Origin of the sequence: Chryseobacterium sp. RU37D (genome assembly GCF_900156075.1) — a bacterium.
Classification (GTDB): domain Bacteria; phylum Bacteroidota; class Bacteroidia; order Flavobacteriales; family Weeksellaceae; genus Chryseobacterium.
Genome location: NZ_FTMM01000001.1, coordinates 88259 through 108692 on the forward strand (window position 1 = coordinate 88259; position 20434 = coordinate 108692).

The following is a 20434-nucleotide window of genomic DNA, read 5'->3' on the forward strand; positions in this document are numbered from 1 at the left end:
ATATCGATTATATTTTGTTTATTATCAAAGTTTTACTTTTTTATTGATTGTTTTACCGCTTTTCATTGAAATGTTTACAATATATACTCCAGGTTGCAACTGATTTGATATGAATTCATTTTTATTAGATTCATTATTCTGTATCAACTCTCCTGAAATACTGTAAATTGTTACATTTTTTATCTCTTCTCCAGATCTTATATTGATCATTTTATTTTGAGCAAAAATATCTACAGTCTCTCTGGAATTACTATTTTCAATCTTTTTATTGAATTGCAGATTATAATATTCGCTCACAATTTCGAATGTATATTCCTGGCTGTCAAAGTTATCCAGTTTAATGCCATTATTCTCAATATAATTTTTTCTGGTAATAGTTTTAATAAGGTTTTTATCCTGATCAAAAATATTGATTGATTTTAATTCATCTTCATTGATTCTTAAGCTTAGAATATGGTTGTTTTCAGACTTTACGATTTCATTTTCAGCAACTGTTTTTGGGGTGTTTTTGATATAAGGAACAAACTGTGTCGCATTGTTTTCTGAAACCTTTAGCAGGTAAATTCCATCTTTAAGTTTGGAAAGATCATTCTGTACAGCGGCTTTATTTTGTGAATTTTCTTTGTTAAAATCAGTGATTTCTATAAGTTTTTTTCCATTCAAATCAGGTTTGATCTGGGAATTGTATAAATTATTAACGGTCTCCTGGTTTGTTGAATTTTTTGAAGTCAGCATAGCCCATTCATTGAAAAACCCGCCGCTTCGCACTGTATTTAGCTTTGCATTGGAGGCCAGAACAAACGGAATGATACCTCCAACGTGCCCTACAGGTCCCCAGTACAATGATTCCAGCTTATATTTATCGACATCCCACCAAGGGTAATAACCACGCTGTGTAGTAATGGTCTTAGAAGTATTTTCGGGATGAATAGCAAGGTCTACCGTGGAGTGCCCAAGAGTAGTAGGAGTTTTATTGTACCAGTCATAAACATCACTTGCTCTCAGGCATTGCCTTAATTTATTATTCTGATTATTAGTGACATCATTAATAAAATTAGTGGTAAAAAGTTTCTTCCAAATGACTGGGCCCCAAAGCATTCCGCCGTTGTCCTGTACTACGTGGTAATTGTATTTATCCATATACTCTGCAGATATTACTTCAGAAATATTATTGGTATATGTTTTATAACCAATGTTGTTACAAGTATTTAAGACATTGGCAAAAAATGAAGTAAAAGGATAAGTTTCTTTTTCTATAACTCCTTTTTGAAGTGTAACACCGGAAAAGTCATAAGGCCCGTCTCCCATGAAAGCATATTTAAATTTTAAATTTGTAGGATTAGATATGCTTAATTTTTTTAATGTAGACATTGCTGCGTGCGCGCCCTGAGAATAGCCCGTAATGAAATATTCATCATAACGTTTTACACCTTGCTGGGTCAAAACTTTATTGGCTGCCGTTACAAAATCTATCGTTGCGCTTGCTTCGGTAGGATAGTGTACATACGGGTGAATTCCATCACCGGTACCCATCCCTACGTAGTCTGGGGCCATCAAAATATAACCGTTCAAAACATAAGATAATTCTACAGCAAAACCAGCCGTCATTGTACCCTTTAGGTTAGACGGAACATTATTTCTGCTATCTGTGGTCCCGTGATCTGAAACAACGGTAGAAAGTTTGTAATTGACATTAGGATACATTACAAGGCCCGTTGCTTTTACCAGAACATTGTTTTCATTCTTAGTATAATATGTTATTTTATAGGCCTTTAAACCAAGATTAAAGCCATTTAAATAACTTACAAAATCCGGTGCATTCTGCTCACCCAGATTTCCTGAAATAAAATTAACGACACCTTGCGGGGTAAGGTTTAGCTTTTGTTCTACGCTGAATACGTCTCCAGCCTGCTGAGAAAAATAGAAAGGCGCAGTAAGTCCTGCCAGTAATAGGGTGATTTTTTTCATTAAATTGTTTTTAGTGCTGTTAAATTATCTTTTTTAAATAAACTTTTACAATTTTCAATGATTAATAATTATTCAGTGAATACAATTTCTTATTAATATAAAAGGCCTGAACATAGTCAGGCTCTTTATTTATAAGTATTTTTAAATTTTAGAATGCGTTTATTCCAGTGATATCCAAGCCGGTAATCAGTAAATGAACATCATGAGTACCCTCATATGTAATCACAGATTCCAGGTTAGCGGCATGTCTCATCATTGGGAACTCACCCATGATTCCCATTCCACCAAGGATCTGGCGAGATTCTCTTGCAATGTCAATAGCCATTTTCACATTATTTCTTTTGGCCATGGAGATTTGTGCAGGACTTGCCTTATGATTATTTTTAAGATTTCCTAATTGCAAGCAAAGTAGCTGAGCCTTAGTGATTTCGGTTAAGAATTCAGCCAACTTTTTCTGCTGAAGCTGATAGGATCCGATCGGTTTTCCGAACTGTTTTCTTTCTTTAGAGTACTGAACAGCAGTGCAATAGCAGTCAATCGCAGCACCGATTACACCCCACGAAATTCCATACCTGGCTGAATTTAAACAAGATAGTGGCCCTTTCAAACCTGTAACGTTTGGAAGTAAATTTTCCTTCGGAACTTTTACATTATTGAAGACCAATTCCCCTGTTTTTGAAGCTCTTAAGCTCCATTTATTATGAGTTTCAGGAGTTGTAAAGCCTTCCATTCCTCTTTCTACAATTAAACCCTGAACTTTTCCTTCTTCATTTTTTGCCCAAACTACAGCAATATCGCAAAGAGGGGAGTTTGTGATCCACATTTTAGAACCATTCAGGAGGTAATGATCTCCCATATCTTTAAAATGTGTTTCCATGGAACTCGGATCTGAGCCATGATTAGGCTCTGTAAGACCAAAAGAACCAATCATTTCTCCTGCAGCAAGCTTTGGCAAATATTTCCTTTTTTGCTCTTCAGAACCGAATTCGTTAATTGGAAACATCACCAAAGAACTCTGTACAGAAGCGGCGGAACGTACTGCTGAATCACCTCTTTCCAACTCCTGCATAATTAAACCATAAGAAATCTGGTCTAGTCCGGAACCACCATACTCCACCGGAATATATGGCCCTAAAGCACCAATCTTACCTAATTCTTTCATTAGACCTGGTAAATCTGTATGATTTTGTGCTGCCTGGTCAATTTGTGGCATTACAAAACTTTCTACCCAGTCTCTTACAGACTGACGGATCAGTTTATGTTCTTCAGTAAGCAGAGCATCTATCCCAAAATAATCAGGGATGCTGGTAAGGGAATAATATGACATTGTAAATTTTATTTTCCTAAAAGTAATACTTTTCAATATTGTAGGAAAATTTTTTTTAAATGCCTTTTAATGACTGATTATTAAATAGTTATTTTAAAAATTAAATTAAAAAATGTTTAAATTAACTTTCCTCTTCGTTTAAAATAGGGTACTGGCTTGTGGAATTATGAATCTTTGTTTTGAACTTATACAAATACGGAGCCTTATTAGCTGAGCCGTCATACAGTTTTTCCAGCCTGTCTAAGATCTTTAAGCTCAATATTTTACGTTGAAAATTATTTCTCCTGAATTTTTGGCTTAAAATGGTTTCATACAAAGATTGCAGATCTTTCATGGTAAATTTTTCAGGAAGAAGATTACTTGCTGTTACCTCGGTATTGATGTTCATTCTCAGATATTCAAGGCCGGTTTCTATGATTCTGTCATGATCGAAAGCCATTTTCGGAAGGTTGCTCACTTCAAACCATTCGCAGCTTTCATTAAAAGCATTCGGAAAGGTATTAACCATGGTAAAATCTATCAGACTGCAGTATCCGACGGTAATGAAACGCTGGAAAATCCAGTGGTTTTTTGGAACTTCAATTCCTTTAGTGTTTAAGATAATTTTGTGAATATTATTCTTTGTTCTGTCAATTCTGCCGAATGTATGAAATTGTTTTAAGAAAGTATCCTTAAGATGTGTTATTTCATACAGAACCCTTTCTGCTGCTTCTCGAAGATCTTCATCATTAAGAACAAAACCGCACGGAAGTGACCATAAATCCAGATCATGGTACTTTAAAAGTAAAACCTTAAGAATGTTATTATGAAAACCAAATATGGTACAGTTTACAGATAAATGTGCTACAAAGTCTTTTGTATCAATAAGTTCCTGAAGTGTTTCTTTGTTTTTTTCGTTCCTGATTTTCATGGGAATAAAAATAAAATTATTTTCTAAATTTTTGTATCCATAATTTATTTCCTAATAAAAATGTATATTTCACGGAACAATGGACAAGTTCTAGCGGGAATTTCGGGGGAAATTTGGATTGGCACGTAAAAAACGTTATTATTGGGTCGGTGAGAAACTGGAGTAAGGCAGCGTTGGAATAGATTTTAGCAAATGATGCCTCGTTTGGGTTTCATACACCGGCTGTTGTTTGTACACAATGTAAAGGTGCAATCATGGTGAATGGAGCTACTAGCTATGACAAAAATGTTGCTTATTATATTATTGCTTATGCGTCAAGGTTCGTTCCGGTAAATTCTCAGAGAATTGCTTCCATAGAGGTTAGCAGCCTTTCAACGGTAGCTTTCAAGACTCCGGCAGGAAAAACTGTTTTAATCGTTCAGAACAGTAATTCTGTGGATAAAGCTTTTACCATTAAATATAATCAGAAGACGGCTCCTGTTACTATTTCAGGAAGCTCAACAGCGACATATATTTTTAAAAGTAAAGAACAAATTGTATGGATTGAAAAATCTTATGTTAAGTGAAACGCCTTTGTAAACTTAAAAGTAAACAATATTAATTTCAAAAAATCTTTGCGAACCTTTAGTTAAAATTTAATATAAAAACAGAAAATTAAAGTAAAATGAAGAGAGCTTATTTCTTATTGGCGATTACAGCATTTGGGATGAATGTATTTGGGCAAAAGACGATCGATCAGAAAGTTTCTGAATTATTGTCGAAAATGACATTAGAAGAAAAGGTAGGACAGCTTGTTCAATATAGCGGTTTTGAATACACAACAGGTCCTCAGAATTCCAATTCTGCAACTGTTTTAAATGAAATAAAACAAGGCAAAGTCGGTTCCATGCTGAATGTAGCTGGAGCAGAAGAAACCAGAAAATTTCAGGAATTAGCTTTAAAATCGAGGTTAAAAATTCCATTATTGTTTGGTCAGGACGTGATTCATGGTTACAGAACAACGTTTCCTGTGAATTTAGGTCAGGCTGCAAGTTGGGATTTAAAATTAATTGAAAAATCAGAAAGAATTGCAGCAACAGAAGCATCAGCTTACGGAATTCACTGGACTTTTGCACCAATGATCGACATTGCGAGAGATCCGAGATGGGGTAGAGTCATGGAAGGTTCGGGTGAAGATACTTATTTGGGAACGCAGATTGGTTTGGCAAGAATCAAAGGTTTTCAAGGAAAAGGTCTTGGAAATCTTGATGCGATCATGGCTTGTGCAAAACATTTCGCGGCTTACGGAGCGGCAGTTGGTGGGAGAGATTACAATTCCGTTGATATGAGTTTAAGACAATTGAATGAAACCTATCTCCCTCCCTTTAAAGTGGCTGCAGAAGCTGGTGTTGCAACGTTTATGAACTCTTTTAATGATATTAATGGAATTCCGGCGACAGGTAATAAATATATTTTAAGAGATCTATTAAAAGGAAAATGGAACTACCAGGGTTTTGTGGTTTCGGATTGGGGAAGTATAGGCGAAATGGTTCCTCACGGGTATGCTAAAGACAACAAAGAAGCTGCGGAAAAAGCTATTAATGCAGGAAGCGATATGGATATGGAAAGCCGTGCTTATATGGCGGAACTTCCAAAATTGGTTCAGGAAGGAAAGGTAGATCCGAAGTTCATTGATGATGCGGCAAGAAGAATTTTGGTTAAAAAATTTGAAATGGGATTATTCGACGATCCTTACAGATTCAGCAACGAAAAGAGACAGAAAGAGCAGTTAAATAATCAGGAAAACAGAAAATTCGGAAGAGAGTTTGGTTCAAAATCTATTGTTTTGCTTAAAAATCAGAAGAATATTTTACCACTTTCAAAATCGACAAAAACGGTTGCTTTAATTGGACCTTTCGGAAAAGAAACTTCTGCCAATCACGGATTCTGGTCGATTGCATTTAAAGATGATAATCAAAGAATCATCACTCAGTTTGACGGAATTAAAAACCAATTAGATAAAAATTCAACATTGTTGTACGCAAAAGGTGCAAATGTTGACGATCAGGACAAATCTATGTTTGCAGAAGCGGTGGATACAGCGAAAAAAGCAGACGTTGTGATCATGACTTTAGGTGAAGGTCACGCCATGAGCGGTGAAGCGAAAAGTAGAAGCAACCTGCATTTCACAGGTGTTCAGGAAGATTTATTGAAAGAAATTGCTAAAACAGGAAAGCCGATTGTCTTAATGATCAACGCAGGAAGACCTTTGGTTTTTGATTGGGCTGCTGACAATATTCCGACGATTATGTACACTTGGTGGCTGGGAACGGAAGCTGGAAATTCTATTGCAGACGTTCTTTTCGGAACAGTTAACCCAAGCGGAAAACTTCCGATGACTTTCCCAAGAACTGAAGGACAAATCCCAATTTATTACAATCATTACAACACGGGAAGACCTGCAAAAAACAACACCGACAGAAATTATGTTTCGGCCTACATCGATTTGGATAACGACCCGAAATTCCCGTTTGGCTATGGTTTAAGCTATACTCAATTTAAATATTCTGATATGAATTTAAGTTCAACCAATCTTAAAGGAAATCAGACTTTAAACATCAGTGTAAATGTTTCCAATACCGGAAATTACGATGGAGAAGAAGTGGTGCAGTTATACATCAGAGATCTTTTCGGAAAGGTTGTGAGACCTGTAAAAGAATTGAAAGGCTTCGAAAAAGTTTTCATTAAAAAAGGCGAAACGAAAACCATCAATTTCACTTTAACTCCGGAAAATCTTAAATTTTATGACGACGCACTGAATTTCGATTGGGAAAGCGGAGATTTCGACATTATGGTCGGAACCGATTCTCAAAATGTTCAGACAAAAAGAATTAATTGGTCAAAATAAATATTAGTTTACTTACTAAGAGCGGGATAAAACCCGCTTTTAGTGGCAGAAGAGAAAACATCAATTAAACTTAACGTTTGTCATTCTGAAAGAAGCGAAGCGGATTGAAGAACCTCAAAATTTTTCAGAATAACTTTTCAACTTACACAATTAGTGAGACACTACCATTTTTAAAATACAAAACCTGAAAAATCTTTTTTTTCAACTCAACACGAAAAGAGACTGTCCTTTTGAGACAGTCTCTTAATATATTCAAAAAAGAATTTTAATCTTAATTTTCAGTATCATATTTACTAATTACCTTTTGGGTAACACCCGTACTGCTGAAACCTCCATCATGGAAAAGGTTCTGCATGGTCACTTTTTTAGTGAGGTCTGAGAACATGCTTACACAATAGTTGGCACAATCAAGAGCCGTAGCATTTCCTAGCGGAGACATATCTTCCGCGTATCCCAAGAAACCTCCAAAACCTTTCACACCGCTTCCTGCAGTAGTAGGAGTAGGAGATTGGGAGATAGTATTTACCCTTACTTTTCTTTCACCCCAATAGTTTCCGAAAGTTCTTGCGATGCTTTCTAAATATGCTTTGTTATCAGACATATCGTTGTAATCTGGGAACGTTCTTTGTGCAGCGATGTAAGTAAGCGCCAAGATGCTTCCCCACTCATTCATACAGTTTTTTTCCCAAGCTACACGCATCACTTTATGGAAAGAAACGGCAGAGATATCCCAACCTTTTTCCAACCAGTCATAGTTCATTTCTGTATAATGTTTTCCTTTTCTTACATTGATAGACATTCCGATGGAGTGAAGGATAAAGTCGATTTTACCAAATTTGGCAACTGCAGCATCAAAAAGTTTTTCAAGATCTTCGATAGAAGTAGCGTCTGCCCCGATAACTTCCGAACCTGTTTTTTCTGCTAAACCGTTAAGTTCTCCCATTCTCAAAGCAATAGGAGCATTAGATAAGATAAATTCAGCACCTTCTTCATGACATCTTTCTGCAACTTTCCATGCGATTGATTGTTCATTAAGAGCTCCAAAAATAATTCCCTTTTTGCCTTTAAGTAAACCGTATGACATATTTTTAATGTTTATTAATATACAAATGTAGCAATAATTTGTGTTTACAACATAATAAAAAACGGAGCCTTATATAAAATGACTCCGTTTTTCTTGAAAATATTTATATGACTGAAAATTTAGTTGGGTCTATTGTTCCATTTTTCTTTTACATCTTCTGTTGTATTTTTTGTTTTTTCCCAGGCTTCATTTGCTTTATCCTTTATATCGTCCCATGCATCTGATGCATTATTCTTTACCCTTTCAAACCAGTCTTCCTGCTGTGCTTCATCATCATTAGCCCTTTTCTCGTTGATATAATCTTTTGCTTTGTCAGCAAGCTCTTCTACTTTCCATTTTGCTTTATCTGCTAAATTTTTCAAAGAGTTTTCTGTGTTGTTTACAGCATTTTCTGCTTTGTTGTATTCTGAATTGTTCATAATAAAATATTTTGTTGTGTTGTTATTAATTAAACAATAACCATTCCTAAAATTTTTTACTGTTGTTAAATTTTTCATAAACTTTTGGTATAGGTTAAAAAATCATTTTACTTTTAAACATTACTCAACTCAACCTTAATCTAAGCCAAATATTATGAAAAAAACACGCTGCAGCTGGTGCGAAAAAGACGACCTGTATAGAAAATATCATGATGAAGAGTGGGGAAAGCCAGTCTATGATGATGAGACTATTTTTGAATTTCTTATTCTTGAAAGCTTTCAGGCAGGGCTCAGCTGGTATATGATTTTAAGTAAAAGAGAGAATTTCAGAAAAGCATTTGATGGTTTTAAGTATAAAAAAATTGCTCAATATTCTGATGAAAAAATTGAAGAGCTGATGAATAATACCGGAATTATTAGAAACCGTCTCAAAATTCTGGCTACTGTAAACAATGCAAGGAAATTCTTAGAAGTTCAGGAAGAATTTGGAAGTTTCTCAAAATATATCTGGGATTTTGTAGGTGGAAAGCCTATTGACAACCATCCGAAAGCTATAACGGATATTCCCGTAACTACAGAATTATCAGATTCTTTGGCAAATGATTTAAAAAAACGGGGATTCAAATTTATGGGATCAACTGTCGTTTATGCGCATATGCAGGCCACCGGAATGGTGAATGATCATATTGAAAATTGTTTTATTAGATAATAATAATTTTTTTTATTCAATTAGAGGTGATTTTTTAAAAAAATTACTGAATATAATACACTCATTGAAGAATTAAAGTAATGCTTTAAAGCTCTATAAAAATTAATTTAATGCAAAAATAATTCTATAATAATCTTCAATTAATAGTGAATAAATGAAATAAAAAATTATATTTATTCACTGTTTCGTGTTAATATTGAAAAATATTCAATAAATATCGATTTTTAATAAAATTTATTATATTTGTATAAACGGAACATAACTTTTAATAACCTTAGGAATGCAAAATAAACAAAAACTTCAATCAGTATTAACTTTTTTATTGCTGATTAATTTTAATAGTATCCATGCCCAGATCGGGATTGGTACTTCTACGCCAAACCTTTCTGCTATGCTTGATGTGAGCTCAAACAATAAAGGGGTCTTATTACCTAGTGTTGCTCTTACTTCAAATATAGATAATACAACTGTTCCATCTCCTGCTAATGGATTAATTGTATGGAATAATGGCTTAGGCGGCTTATCTGAAACAGGATTTTATTACTGGAACAATCTGAAATGGAATATGCTTTCCATAACAAGCCAAATAAATGGTTCAACTTCAGGATGGAATCTATCTGGTACAAACAGTGGGACTTACGCAGGAGCGAATACAACGCTGGCTTTAGGTACAAATACCCTTGACGATTTGGTTTTTAAAGTAAATTCAAATACTATGGGGAGATTAGGAGTATACAATTCGATAAGTTTTGGGGTAGGGGCAAATGCTTCCCAAAACGGAATTGCTTTAGGAACTTCTAGTACGGCTTACCAAGGTATCTCAATAGGTAATAATTCTAGTGTAACGGCAAATGAATCTATAGGTTTGGGTGAATTATCCAATGTTTCGGGATTCCGTTCGATTGCTTTGGGATATAATGCAAAAGTGACGGTAAATGAATCTTCCGCAGTAGGTAATAACTCAACAGCGTCAGGATTTCAGTCTACAGCAGTAGGATATAATGCAAAAACAACGGCTAATGAATCTTCCGCATTGGGAAACAATTCATTGGCGGCAGGCTTCCAATCTATTGCTTTAGGATATAATACAAAAACAAACTCAGACAGTGAAACTGCTATAGGATATGGCGCTCTTACAAACGGACAGCATTCTACAGCTGTTGGCTCAGGAGCTTCGGCTACAGGGCAAAATTCAACAGCCATAGGGTTTCAGGCTTCAACTTCACAATACAATGCTATTGTTTTAGGAAACAGTAATGCCAATGTCGGCATCGCAACAAGTACTCCGAATATCAATTCAAAATTGGATGTCAATGGAGGATACAAGCTGGGTGACAGAGGAACGGTGAGTAAAAACCAGATCAGCTTTGAAATTTGGCCAAGCGTTTCCATCAATAATTTACCTTCTGGAAAATCAACGACCCTCAACATTACAATTCCTCCAGCACTGACTCCAAGCTCAACTCGGGCAACGATTGTAGTAACTCCGGCAAGTGATTTTGCAGGGAACTCTACATTTTCAATATCAAACCCAAGACTGACTTCTACATCGAATATTACAATTAATCTAACCAATATTTCCGGAAGTGCCGAGAGCTTAAACTCTTCACATTTCTATATAACGGTAAATGAATTTTAATAGAATTAAAATAGGCAAAGACACAATTTTTGTTACTTCAGGTAGGTTTAAAATTTATTATGAAGTTAATGGTTTTCTAAGTTTAAAAAGGCTGTCTCAAACGGACAGCCTTTCTATTTAGGATTGGTCAATGCTTGGATTTAAGCGAAACAAGATTTCAAAAAATTATTTAATAATTCGTTCTAAAACCCATTCAATCATTTTTTTTTCAGAAGCAATGTGATCTGCAGAAAATTCTCCTCGTCTTCTGTTGGCAATTACGTTGTTTACGGTAATTGCCTTATGGCCTAAAAGTTTTGACAAAGCGTAAATAGCTGAAGTTTCCATCTCGAAATTGGTTACTCCAAGATCATTTAAAGTTTCTAAGAATTGATCGTCGACTGCTTTTAAACGGAGTTGTCTTCCCTGTGGAGCATAAAACCCCGGGAAAGTTGCTGTATTTCCATGGTATTTTGCGTCTTTGTACAATTCTCCCAATTCTTCTGCCCAATCTGCAAAATAGAGCATCGGCTTGATTTTCGGATAAGGAAATTTTTCCATGAAGTTTTTAGAAAATTCATTTTCAAATTTATAATCCTGGTAAAAATGCATCAAGCCATCCAAACCCGCAACATTTTGAGTAACAAGCATGTTATCTACCTGAACATCCGGATTTACACTTCCGCAGGTTCCCATTCTGAACAGCTGCAATGATGAATGTTCTGTTTTATATTTTTTATTTTTAAGATCAATATTCACCAAAGCATCAAGCTCATTCATTACAATATCAATGTTTTCTGTACCAATTCCGGTTGACATCACTGTGATTCTTTCACCTCTTAAAGTTCCGGTATGGGTATAGAACTCTCTTTTATTTTTTTTAACCTCTATTTTATCAAAATATATCGAAACTTTCGCCACACGGTCGGGATCTCCGACAAGGATGATCTTTTCAGCAATATCTTCAGGCAAAAGATTAAGGTGATAAATGCTTCCGTCTTCGTTTAGAACAAGCTCTGAAGCAGCAAGTTTATTGAGCATAATATATATTTAAATCAACCACAAAGTACATAAAATTCCGCAAAAATAAAACAGTATTTTAGTTATTTCGTATAGTTTTAGTTATAAATGAAAATGAAATATAAACATTCTTTAATTCAATTTAAAATTAGGATAACCTCGGATTAATACTTTTACGCAAAAAATTTCAAGAGATTTCGGCAACTCTTGTTCCGTGTAAAAATCAAACATTAAAAGGTATCATATCGCAGACGTAGATTTATTTTTAAAATATTGGAAAATATATTTTAACGCAATGTCCGATCATGGCGTTAAATATCTGAGGTTTCTAATTCAAACAAGGGTAATAAAAACTATCCGCCGACTCTTTTGGTTTTATATCCCATTTCTTTAAGGATATCCATAATTTTATCACGATTATCTCCTTGAATGATAATCATTCCATCTTTTTCAGAACCTCCTATTCCTAAAGTAATTTTTATTTTTTTTGAGATTTTTTTAAGCTCTTCATCGCTGCCTTCCCAACCTTCAACAATGGTGACAGGCTTACCGTTTCTGCCTTTCTTCTCAAATTTGCATATCAAAGGCTCTTTCTGCTTGAATTTTTCTTCAGGCATTTCAAAATCCTGCTCCTTATGATCAGGAAAAAGGTTCTTTAATTGATCTCTTAAATCCATATGACAAAATTAATGATTATTCTTATTCGAACCTTCAAGGTTTAGATCAAAGAAAAACAATTTTAAATAAATTTTAAGTCCGTCCATTCTTCCATTCATTTCAAAATAAATAAATTTGTAATACAAAAGTTTACATAATGTCGAAAAAAGCAATATTAGCGATCCTTGACGGATGGGGGTTGGGTATGAATCCGGATGTTTCAGCCATAGATAAAGCAAATACACCATTTATAGATAGTTGTTATAAAAATTTTCCACATACTACACTGGAAGCGAGTGGTTTAGCTGTAGGGCTTCCTGCCGGCCAGATGGGAAATTCTGAAGTAGGGCACATGAATTTAGGTGCGGGAAGAGTAGTGTATCAGAATCTGGTAAAGCTTAACATGGCAGTTGAAAACAGATCTTTGGGGCAGCAGAAAATCATTCAGGATGCTTTTGAATATGCTAAAAAAGAGAATAAAAAAGTGCATTTTATCGGTTTGGTTTCTGATGGAGGAGTACATTCCCATATTAACCATTTAAAAGGACTATTAACAGCTGCCCACGAATTCGGAATGCATGAAAATGTTTTTGTACATGCATTTACAGACGGCCGCGACTGTGATCCGCATTCCGGGAAAGGTTTTATTGAAGACCTTATCCAGCATATGGAAAAAACTGTAGGAAAGCTGGCAACCGTTGTCGGGCGTTATTATGCAATGGACAGAGATAAAAGATGGGAACGTGTAAAAATCGCGTACGAAGCAATAGTAGAAGGCGTGGGTGCACAGACCACCAACGCTTTGCTGGAAATTCAGAAGTCGTATGACGAAAATATTACGGATGAATTCATGAAACCGATCATTATGATTGATTCTACGGCCATGGGAAACGTAGTTCCTGTTGCTAAAATTACCGATCATGATGTGGTGATCTGCTTCAATTTCCGTACAGACAGGGGGCGGGAGATTACAGAAGTGCTTACACAGCAGGATTTTCCTGAATATTTCATGAGAAAGCTGCCTTTATATTATGTTACTTTAACGAATTACGATAAAACCTTTCAGAATGTGCATGTGGTTTTCGATGAAGAAGTGTTGCATGAAACGATGGGAGAAATTCTGGAAAAAAACCACAAAACACAGATCAGAATTGCAGAAACGGAAAAATATCCTCACGTAACTTTCTTCTTTTCAGGTGGAAGAGAAGAGCCATTTGCAGGAGAAAAGCGTTTGCTTTGTCCAAGTCCGAAAGATGTTCCGACTTACGATTTGAAGCCTGAAATGTCTGCATATGATATTACCAATGCTATTGTTCCGGAGTTGGAAAATGAAACGGCAGATTTTATTTGCTTAAACTTTGCCAATACCGATATGGTAGGCCACACCGGAGTTTTTTCTGCAGCAGTAAAAGCGGCGGAAACAGTAGATAAGTGTATAGAAAAGGTGGCAACTACAGCTTATGAGCATGGCTATGCGGTTTTCATCCTTGCAGATCACGGAAATTCTGATGTGATGATTAATCCTGACGGAAGCCCCAACACACAGCATTCCACCAATCTGGTCCCTTTTATTGTAATGGATAAGGAACACACCTGGAATTTAAAGCCCGGAAAATTAGGAGATGTTGCTCCAACTATTCTAAAGGTAATGAGAATCGATACTCCGGAGGTGATGACGGGAGATATTTTAGTTAGCTAAAAATTATAAATTGAAATTACTTTAATTTTTAGAAGCTATTTCCCGCTTTCGCTACTCGTTTTTTCCGTTTCAGGGTTTCGGCGGCTTCGCCGCCGAAACCCTGAAACGGAAAAGAGCTCAAACAAACCGCTCAATCGGGGCTAGGGTAGTAGTTATGCATTGAATATTTGGGAAATATTCACAAAATTTGTGATGCTGAAATCTTTAGGTTCGACTTAGTCAAGGCATCTATACCCGAATCTTTTCATAATTTTTTATTTCTAAACTTAGATCCTTTCAGGAAGACAAACTTAGAGAATGGAAAAAAGATTAAAAATTATTTAAGTATTTAAAATAGAAAAAAAATAATACCGCTATAAAAATTGGCTAACGCATTTTTATGATTAATATCAGAAAGAATTAACACAATATTATGTCTTAAATAATAAATAAATTCTAACTTTGTACTTTAATTCTAAATTCTAAAAATGTATCAAAAGCTTGTAAGGAAGGAAGTAATGGGAATATTAGAAAAGGAAGTAGTTTCTTTTCTGGATAAATTTTTAACCCCTATCGAAAAAATCTGGCAACCATCTGATTACCTTCCGGATCCTTCGAGTGCAGATTTTAAATATGATTTAGAAGAAATCCAGACTTTTGCACGTGAAATGCCTTATGATTTATTCGTAACGTTGATTGGCGACTGTATTACCGAGGAAGCTTTACCTTCCTACGAATCATGGTTGATGGGAGTAGATGGGATCGATCAGGAGGAGCAAAAAGTAGGCTGGGCAAACTGGGTAAGAGCCTGGACTGCCGAAGAAAACAGACACGGTGACCTTTTAAACAAATACCTTTATCTGTGCGGAAGAGTCAATATGAGAGAAGTAGAAGTTACGACTCAATATTTGATCAATGACGGTTTTGATCTGGGCACAAGCATGGATCCTTATAGAAACTTTGTCTATACCAGCTTTCAGGAAACGGCCACCAATATTTCCCACAGAAGAGTAGGTACATTAGCAAAGCAGTCCGGAAACGGAAAATTAGCTAAAATGTGTGGTGTAATTGCTGCAGATGAAGCAAGACACGCAAAGGCTTACAAACATTTCGTAGCAAAAATTTTGGAGATTGACCCTTCAGAAATGATTTTGGCGTTTGAAGATATGATGCGTAAAAAAATTGTCATGCCTGCTCACATGATGAGACAATCCGGCCAGAAAGCGGGAGAGCTTTGGGGGCATTTTTCTGATGCGGCTCAAAGATGTATGGTTTATACAGGTCAGGATTACATCAATATATTGAAGGATTTATTGGATGAATGGAAAATCGAACACGTAAAAGGCCTTACCGAAACAGCTGAAAAAGCCCAAGAATACCTGATGAAATTACCCGGAAGATTACAGAAAATCACAGACAGAATTTCAACACCTGACCTACAATTCCAGTTTAATTGGGTTAAAAGTTAGTCTAAAATTTAGCAAATTATAAAACAAAGGAGTGTCAGGTTTTTTGACACTCTTTTTATTTGTATCTTTGCACTTCAAAATATATTCAAATGATGAATAATAAGAAAATTGCTGTAGACTTTGACGGAACTATCGTGGATGATGCTTATCCGGCAATTGGGAAACCGAAAATTTTTGCTTTTGAAACTTTAAAAAGACTTCAATCCGAGGGCTATAGGCTTATTCTATGGACATACAGACACGGGAAAACGTTGGATGAAGCAGTAGAATTCTGTAAACAAAACGGCGTAGAATTCTATGCTGTGAATTCTAGCTTTGAAGGTGAAGTTTTTGATTCTGAAAACCAGTCAAGAAAACTGGATGCCGATTGGTTCATTGATGATAGGAATCTTGGCGGTTTCCCAGGTTGGGGTGAGATATACAATATTATCCAGGAGAGAATAGAGTTTCGTGTAGAAGGGAAAGAGGTTTTGGCGTATTCAAAACTTAAAAAAGAAAAGAAAAAAGGATTATTCTGGTAAAATTATAGAGAAATTAGAAGTTAGATGTTAGAAATTAATCTAATATCACTTTTAATCATTTTATCCAGAAAAGTAAAGATGTTTAGAATTAGAAAATGTATTCATTTAGTTGTCAATCTAATATCTAACATCTAATATCTAACATCTATATAAAAATGATTCAATTAAAAACAATAGACGAACTCCGTCTGATGAAAGAAAGTGCCCGTTTGGTCTCAAAAACATTAGGTATGTTGGCCAAAGAAATCAAGCCTGGGATTACCACTTTATATTTAGATAAATTAGCTCATGATTTTATTAAGGATCACGGTGCTGAACCAGCTTTTCTGGGATATGGAGGATTTCCGTATTCTTTGTGTATTTCTCCAAACGAGCAGGTGGTTCATGGTTTTCCAAACAATGATGTGGTAAAGGAAGGAGATGTACTTTCTGTGGATTGTGGGGTTATTTTAAATGGTTTTGTAGGAGACCATGCTTATACTTTCGAGATTGGTGAAGTAAATCCTGAAACCAAAAAATTATTAAAAGTCGCCAAAGAGTCTTTATATAAAGGTATTGAGCAGTGTATCAGAGGAAAAAGAATCGGTGATATTTCTTATGCCATTCAAAAGCATTGTGAAAAAGAAGGATATGGAGTAGTAAAAGAGCTTGTAGGACACGGATTGGGAAGACAGATGCACGAAGACCCACAGGTTCCGAATTACGGAAAACAGGGCAGCGGAAAAGTAATTAAAGACGGCCTTGCAATTGCTATCGAACCTATGATCAATCTTGGAACTGACAAAGTGAAATTCCATAATGACGGATGGACCGTGACTACGCAGGATAACCAGCCTTCCGCACACTTCGAGCATGATGTGGCGGTAATCAATGGCAAGCCAGTGCTGCTTTCTACTTTCCAGTATATTTATGATGCCTTAGGAATTGTAAGCGACGAAGAAAAAGCTTTCCAACTGGACTTTTAATGAAAAAAATTACTAAATTTTTACTTAATAAAATCCCACGTCCGATGCTTATTCAAATGAGTATTTGGGCGAGGCCGCTTATTTATCAGTTTTTCAAAGGAGATCAATTTTTTGATCCTATTGATGGTAGGTCTTACAGAAAATTTCTTCCTTATGGATACGGAAATCAACGCGAAAATGCGCTTTCTCCCGGGACTCTAAGTCTGGAAAGACACCGCCAGATGTGGCTTTATCTTCAAAATGAAACTGAATTTTTCATTAAAAACTATAAAGTTTTACACATTGCTCCTGAGCAGGAATTTTTGAGGAAATTCAAAAGAATGAGCAATCTGAATTATATTTCAGCTGATCTCTATTCTCCGATTGTAGATGTAAAAGCGAATATTCTTGACCTTCCTTTTGAGAATGAGAGTTTTGATATTATTTTCTGTAACCATGTTCTGGAGCATATTGAAGATGATGCAAAAGCAATGAGTGAGCTCTACAGGGTTTTAAAGCCCGGTGGATGGGGAATTATACAGGTTCCTATGAAGAATTCTCTCGAAAAAACCTATGAAGATTTCACCATTAAAGATCCTAAGGAACGTCAGAAACATTTCGGGCAGTATGACCATGTCCGCTGGTATGGGATGGATTATTTTGATCGCTTGCGGAAAGCAGGCTTCGAAGCAGAACCGAATTTTTATTCTCAGAAATTTTCTGATGAAGAGGTCAAAAAGTATGGATTAAGGAAAAACGAAATCCTTCCCGTTGTCTATAAAAAATAACAAAAACCGTCTCCAATAAGTTTTACTTTCATCAATAAGAGCGGGCTTTAGCCCGTTTACAAAATAAAATTTCTTAGGCTTTAGCCAAAACCTAATGTGCAGAAACAGCCTTCAATCCAACTACAGAGCCTATCAGTGTAACAATAAAGAAGATTCTCCAGAAGCTCACCGGATCTTTAAAGAAAAAGATTCCCATTAAGACAGTTCCCACTGCGCCGATTCCCGTCCAGACCGCATAAGCAGTTCCGATAGGCAGAGTCTGAGTAGCTTTAATAAGGAGAAGCATGCTGATGGTAAGCGAAACCAGAAAGCCTGCAAACCAGAAATACATAGTAGTACCGGTTGTTTCCTTTACCTTTCCAAGGCATGATGCAAATGCAACCTCAAATAACCCTGCAATAATTAAGATAATCCAATTCATTTTTCAATATTTCTCCTGCAAAATTCTGAATTTAAAATGAATTAAAATTTTACAATTGTTAAAAAATATATATTTATCATCTCTCAAGCTCTCAAACACAAAAAAACTCACTTAACTTCCGCCCTGATCCTGCTCAAGCTCACCTGAGAAATCCCCAAATATGATGCAATATGGCCTAATTGAATGCGCTTTAAAAGAAAAGATTTATTTTTCAAAAGGTCATTGTACCGCTCTGAAGCGGTTTTGAATTGTCTGGAAATCAGCAACTCTTCTGTTTTTAACAGTTCTTTTTCTGCAAATTTTCTTCCCCAGTTAGCAATATGAATATCTTCATTGAATAATTTTCTTAAATTTTCTGTTTCCAATTTATACAGCTGGCAATGCTCCAGAAGTTCTATATTTTCATACCCTGGCTTATTTTCCACATAGCTTTTCATGGATACAATAGTTTCACCTTCGCTTCCGAACCAAAAAGTAATATACTTATCTTCAGCACGGGAATAAGCGCGTACAATTCCTTTCTTGATAAAATAAATGTGAGAAATGACCATATCGGCTTTCATCAAGCAGAAATACTTCGGATAAGATACTTCTGAAATATGACTTTTCAGACTTGACAATGAGGATTCCGGAAGAGGATATATTCTGTTTAAAATTTCGTCAATATCCATATATTAAACTAAGATTTTGTCAAAAATATCAGTTTTGAATTTCTAAATAGTAAATTATTTTTAAAATTTTCATAATTTAATAGAGTAAACGTTTAACCAAAAAATATCGTTAAAATAAATTTTGTTAATATTCAGTTAATACGCATATTCATAGATTAATCATTTTATATTTATAACTAATTGTTTTATAAATATTTATGCTTAAAATGGCATTGATTTTAAAAATTTGCGAAAGTACAATTATTTTTGAATAATTCAAAAAAAACACCCTATTGTTTTTTATATTTTTTATGGAAATTTTTGCCATTGAATAATAATTTATATGAAAAGAGCTTCCATTAAAGACATAGCCAGAATTGCAGAGGTTTCCGTTGCAACCGTTTCCTATGTTTTGAATAAAAAGGAAGGAAGTCGCATCAGTGATGCTACCAAGAAAAAAATCCTTGAAGTAGCTGAAAGTATTAATTATACCCCTAACAAAATTGCTAAAAGCTTAAAAATGAGCAAAAGTAAATTAATAGGACTCATTGTAGCTGATATTTCAAATGATTTTTATTCAAATATTGCACGCAGTATAGAAGATGAAGCAATGAAGTTGGGGTATACACTCCTTATAGGAAGTTCTGACGAAAATCCGGAAAAATTCAGAAAGTTGACAGAGCTATTTTCTGAACAGCAGGTAGACGGAATGATTGTCGCTCCAGTGGTAGATTCTGACGAAGCCATTAATAAGCTTATTAAAGAAGAATATCCTATTGTAACCATTGACCGATACTTGAAAAACGTAAGCCTTCCGGGGGTGATGATTAACAATTCTGAAATTTCGGAATTTATTTGTGATTATTTGGTGAAAAAGAATTTTGAAGAGATTATTTATGTGGGATATGAAACTAAGCTTCCGCATCTCCTTGACAGACAGGATGGTTTTGACAAAAGAATTATCTCCTCGGAAATTTCTGTAAAAAGATTTTTTATAGGAATTCATAATATTACAGAAGAAGTGCATGCTCAGCTTAAACAAAATTTGAATCTTAAGAAAAAAACAGCAATTTATTTTTCCAGCAACAAACTGGGAATTGCAGGCTTAAGATATCTTAATGATAATAATATCAAGGTTCCGAAAGATGTTTCCGTAATAGCCTTTGATGAAACAGAAGCTTATCACCTGTTTCCTACGGAAATAAGCTTTGTACAGCAACCACTGATTGAAATGGCTAAAGAATCTGTAAAACTTCTTGACAGCCAGATTAATAATTATCTTCCTGATGGAAAAAGAGTAACCTTCCATGCTAAGTTTATGGAAAGAAATTCTGTATAAAAAATTTAACTAAAAAATTAAACGT

General features: G+C 35.2%; 19 protein-coding genes. 10 read left to right on the forward strand and 9 right to left on the reverse strand.

Going from position 1 to position 20434, the window contains the following annotated elements; translation table 11 throughout:
- Nucleotides 1-24: 24 nt before the first annotated feature.
- The 3 genes from BW926_RS00430 to BW926_RS00440 all read right to left on the reverse strand — a co-directional run bounded on the left by BW926_RS00430 (nt 25) and on the right by BW926_RS00440 (nt 4205).
- Nucleotides 25-1968, reverse strand: a complete 1944-nt coding sequence (locus tag BW926_RS00430) for a T9SS type A sorting domain-containing protein (RefSeq protein WP_076443422.1) — start codon at nt 1966-1968, stop codon at nt 25-27.
- A 148-nt stretch (nt 1969-2116) separates the two neighbouring features.
- Nucleotides 2117-3295: an acyl-CoA dehydrogenase family protein gene (locus BW926_RS00435; protein WP_076443423.1), complete on the reverse strand. Its 1179-nt coding sequence runs from the start codon at nt 3293-3295 to the stop codon at nt 2117-2119.
- Between the two features lie 121 nt (nt 3296-3416).
- Nucleotides 3417-4205: an NUDIX hydrolase gene (locus tag BW926_RS00440; protein ID WP_076443424.1), complete on the reverse strand. Its 789-nt coding sequence runs from the start codon at nt 4203-4205 to the stop codon at nt 3417-3419.
- A 254-nt stretch (nt 4206-4459) separates the two neighbouring features.
- Between BW926_RS00440 and BW926_RS14480 the strand changes: the two genes are divergently transcribed.
- Together BW926_RS14480 and bglX are read left to right on the forward strand one after the other, a co-directional pair.
- Entirely contained in the window at nt 4460-4771 is a 312-nt protein-coding gene (locus BW926_RS14480; RefSeq protein ID WP_076443425.1) for a glycoside hydrolase family 30 beta sandwich domain-containing protein, read from the forward strand.
- A gap of 98 nt (nt 4772-4869) precedes the next feature.
- Nucleotides 4870-7092, forward strand: a complete 2223-nt coding sequence (gene bglX, locus BW926_RS00450; protein ID WP_076443426.1) for a beta-glucosidase BglX — start codon at nt 4870-4872, stop codon at nt 7090-7092.
- A gap of 271 nt (nt 7093-7363) precedes the next feature.
- Here the strand turns inward: bglX and BW926_RS00455 are convergent, their stop codons facing one another.
- Nucleotides 7364-8176 (reverse strand): enoyl-ACP reductase FabI, encoded by an 813-nt coding sequence (locus BW926_RS00455; protein WP_076443427.1) that lies wholly within the window; start codon nt 8174-8176, stop codon nt 7364-7366.
- A 119-nt stretch (nt 8177-8295) separates the two neighbouring features.
- Nucleotides 8296-8595, reverse strand: coding sequence for a hypothetical protein (locus BW926_RS00460; RefSeq protein WP_076443525.1), 300 nt, complete (start codon nt 8593-8595; stop codon nt 8296-8298).
- Nucleotides 8596-8749: 154 nt separating this feature from the next.
- Here BW926_RS00460 and BW926_RS00465 point away from each other — a divergent pair, with 154 nt between their 5' ends.
- Entirely contained in the window at nt 8750-9304 is a 555-nt protein-coding gene (locus BW926_RS00465) for a DNA-3-methyladenine glycosylase I (RefSeq protein ID WP_076443428.1), read from the forward strand.
- Between the two features lie 280 nt (nt 9305-9584).
- Complete coding sequence (locus BW926_RS00470) at nt 9585-10943, forward strand: hypothetical protein (RefSeq protein WP_076443429.1); 1359 nt, start codon at nt 9585-9587, stop codon at nt 10941-10943.
- 165 nt (nt 10944-11108) lie between these two features.
- Here the strand turns inward: BW926_RS00470 and BW926_RS00475 are convergent, their stop codons facing one another.
- Nucleotides 11109-11963, reverse strand: coding sequence for a nucleoside phosphorylase (locus BW926_RS00475; protein ID WP_076443430.1), 855 nt, complete (start codon nt 11961-11963; stop codon nt 11109-11111).
- A gap of 332 nt (nt 11964-12295) precedes the next feature.
- Entirely contained in the window at nt 12296-12619 is a 324-nt protein-coding gene (locus tag BW926_RS00480; RefSeq protein WP_076443431.1) for a translation initiation factor, read from the reverse strand.
- Nucleotides 12620-12756: 137 nt separating this feature from the next.
- Between BW926_RS00480 and gpmI the strand changes: the two genes are divergently transcribed.
- From gpmI to BW926_RS00505, 5 genes are all read left to right on the forward strand, one after another.
- A complete protein-coding gene (gpmI, locus tag BW926_RS00485) occupies nt 12757-14298 on the forward strand; it encodes a 2,3-bisphosphoglycerate-independent phosphoglycerate mutase (protein ID WP_076443432.1) in 1542 nt (513 codons plus the stop codon).
- Between the two features lie 467 nt (nt 14299-14765).
- On the forward strand, nt 14766-15746 hold the full coding sequence (locus tag BW926_RS00490; RefSeq protein WP_076443433.1) for an acyl-ACP desaturase: 981 nt from the start codon (nt 14766-14768) through the stop codon (nt 15744-15746).
- 89 nt (nt 15747-15835) lie between these two features.
- Nucleotides 15836-16267, forward strand: coding sequence for a BT0820 family HAD-type phosphatase (locus BW926_RS00495; protein ID WP_076443434.1), 432 nt, complete (start codon nt 15836-15838; stop codon nt 16265-16267).
- A 155-nt stretch (nt 16268-16422) separates the two neighbouring features.
- On the forward strand, nt 16423-17232 hold the full coding sequence (gene map / locus BW926_RS00500) for a type I methionyl aminopeptidase (protein ID WP_076443435.1): 810 nt from the start codon (nt 16423-16425) through the stop codon (nt 17230-17232).
- Nucleotides 17232-17999, forward strand: coding sequence for a class I SAM-dependent methyltransferase (locus BW926_RS00505; RefSeq protein WP_076443436.1), 768 nt, complete (start codon nt 17232-17234; stop codon nt 17997-17999). The genes map and BW926_RS00505 overlap by 1 nt, the downstream gene beginning before the upstream one ends.
- A gap of 91 nt (nt 18000-18090) precedes the next feature.
- On the opposite strand, the gene BW926_RS00510 is transcribed toward BW926_RS00505, so the two are convergent.
- Both BW926_RS00510 and BW926_RS00515 read right to left on the reverse strand, forming a co-directional pair.
- On the reverse strand, nt 18091-18420 hold the full coding sequence (locus BW926_RS00510) for a DMT family transporter (RefSeq protein WP_076443437.1): 330 nt from the start codon (nt 18418-18420) through the stop codon (nt 18091-18093).
- 107 nt (nt 18421-18527) lie between these two features.
- Nucleotides 18528-19091, reverse strand: a complete 564-nt coding sequence (locus BW926_RS00515) for a Crp/Fnr family transcriptional regulator (protein ID WP_076443438.1) — start codon at nt 19089-19091, stop codon at nt 18528-18530.
- Between the two features lie 322 nt (nt 19092-19413).
- Between BW926_RS00515 and BW926_RS00520 the strand changes: the two genes are divergently transcribed.
- The gene (locus BW926_RS00520) at nt 19414-20409 is read left to right on the forward strand and encodes a LacI family DNA-binding transcriptional regulator (RefSeq protein ID WP_076443439.1); all 996 of its coding nucleotides are present in this window, start codon (nt 19414-19416) and stop codon (nt 20407-20409) included.
- Nucleotides 20410-20434 lie beyond the last annotated feature (25 nt).